Consider the following 2,188-nt stretch of genomic DNA (forward strand, 5'->3'; position numbering starts at 1 on the left):
CACCGTGGGCGGACCGGGTGGAGGTGGCTGCGGTCAACGGCCCGTCGTCGGTGGTGATCGCCGGTGACGTCCTGGCCCTCGACGAGGTGCTGGAGGCGCTGTCCGACCAGGGTGTCCGGGTGCGGCGGGTGGCGGTGGATTACGCGTCGCACACCCGGCATGTGGAGGACATCCGGGACACGTTGGCTGAGGTGCTGGCGGAGGTGCGTGCACAGGCACCGACCGTGCCGTTCTACTCGACTGTGACCGGCGACTGGGTTCAGGATGCCGGTGTTCTGGACGGCGGCTATTGGTACCGGAACCTGCGTGGTCAGGTGCGCTTCGGTCCTGCGGTTGCCGACCTGCTTGGGCAGGGGCACGGCGTGTTCGTGGAGGTCAGTGCGCATCCGGTGCTGCTTCAGCCGATCGCCGAGATCGTCGATGCGGCGCAGGCTGATGTGGTGGTGACGGGCTCGCTGCGGCGGGACGACGGTGGTCTGCGGCGGCTGCTGGCGTCGATGGCCGAACTGTTCGTCCGGGGTGTGGCCGTGGACTGGAGCGGTGTCTTGCCGCACACGGCGATCGCCGAGCGGGCGGACCTGCCGACGTACGCCTTCGACCACCAGCACTACTGGCTCCAGCCGGCCGAGCCGGCGACGGACGCGGTGTCGTTGGGGCAGGCGGCGGCTGATCATCCGTTGCTGGGTGCGGTGGTGCGGTTGCCGCAGTCCGACGGTCTGGTCTTCACCTCACGGCTGTCGCTGCGCTCGCATCCGTGGCTGGCCGATCATGCGGTCGGTGGTGTGGTCATCGTCCCCGGCACAGGCCTGGTGGAACTCGCGGTGCGGGCCGGTGACGAAACCGAGTGCGGGGTGCTGGAGGAACTGGTGATCGAGGCGCCGCTCGTGGTGCCCGAGAGCGGCGGCGTACGGGTGCAGGTCGCGGTGGGCGGACCGGGTGAGAACGGTTCGCGCACGGTGGACGTGTACTCCCACCGCGAGGACGGTAGTGGCGCGGGCGCATGGACGCGGCACGCCACCGGCAGGCTGTCGGAGACCGCCCAGTCGGGTGGCTCCGGGTTCGACTTCACAGCCTGGCCGCCCCCGGGGGCGCAGCCCGTCGACGTCGACGTCTTCTACACCGACCTGGTCCAGCACGGATATGGGTACGGTCCGGCGTTCCAGGGCCTGCGGGCTCTGTGGCGGCGCGGCGAGGAACATTTCGCCGAGGTCACCCTGCCTGAGGAACAGCGCAAGGAAGCGGCCAGGTTCGGTATTCACCCCGCGCTGCTGGATGCGTCCCTGCACGCGTGGATGCTCGCCGCCGCTGTGACGGCTGAGGGTGACATCGAAGGTGAACCGGACGGGCAGGTGTTACGGCAGCCGCTGGACTGGAACGGGCTGGTGCTGCACGCCGCGGGTGCCTCTGTACTGCGGGTACGCCTGGCCCCCAGCGGGCCCGGCGCCCTGTCACTCGAAGCGGCGGATGAGGCCAGCGGCCTGGTGGTGACGGCGGACTCGCTGGTGTTGCGGCCGGTGTCCGTCAAGCAGCTGGAGACGGCGACGGATACGGCGGTTGCCGACTCGTTGTTCGGCGTGGAGTGGACCGAGCTGCCTGCGGGCCAGGGGGCGGAAGCGTCGCCGTCGTGGGCGGCGGTGGCCACGGCTGACGACGTGACGGCGCTGGTCGGCAGCGCGGACATACCGGGCGTCGCGGTCCTGGAAGCCGTCGGCGGTGACGAGGCGGACGCGGTGTTGGCGTTGTCGTCCCGGGTGTTGGGGGTGGTGCAGACGTGGCTGGCGGCCGGGGCGGGGTTGGAGGAGTCGCGGTTGGTGGTGCTGACCCGGGGTGCGGTGCCCGCCGGTGCGGGTGGGGTGAGCGATCCGGCGGGCGCGGCGGTGTGGGGTCTGGTTCGTGCGGCGCAGGCGGAGCACCCCGATCGGTTCGTGCTGTTGGACATCGACCCTGCCACCGACGGTGGTGTGGAGCCGGTGTTGGGTTCGGTACTGGCCGGTGGGGAGCCGCAGGTCGCCGTCCGTGGCACGGCGCTGTCGGTCCCTCGGCTTGTGCGGGCCAGCGGTGAAGTCCCGGATGTTCCGGCGGTGTTCGGCTCGGAGGGCACTGTCCTGGTGTCGGGTGCAGGCGCGTTGGGCGCTTTGGCGGCTCGGCATCTGGTCGCTCGGTATGGGGTGCGGCGTCTGCTGCTGGC

At 71.0% G+C, this 2,188-nt stretch carries 1 protein-coding gene; it reads left to right on the forward strand.

The features are described 5' to 3' along the window. Nucleotides 1-2,188, forward strand: a 2,188-nt coding sequence (locus ACTWQR_RS55545; protein WP_443234984.1) for an acyltransferase domain-containing protein, incomplete at both ends; no start/stop codon positions are given.

It is taken from the genome of Streptomyces sp. 2A115, assembly GCF_052245575.1.
Classification (GTDB): domain Bacteria; phylum Actinomycetota; class Actinomycetes; order Streptomycetales; family Streptomycetaceae; genus Streptomyces.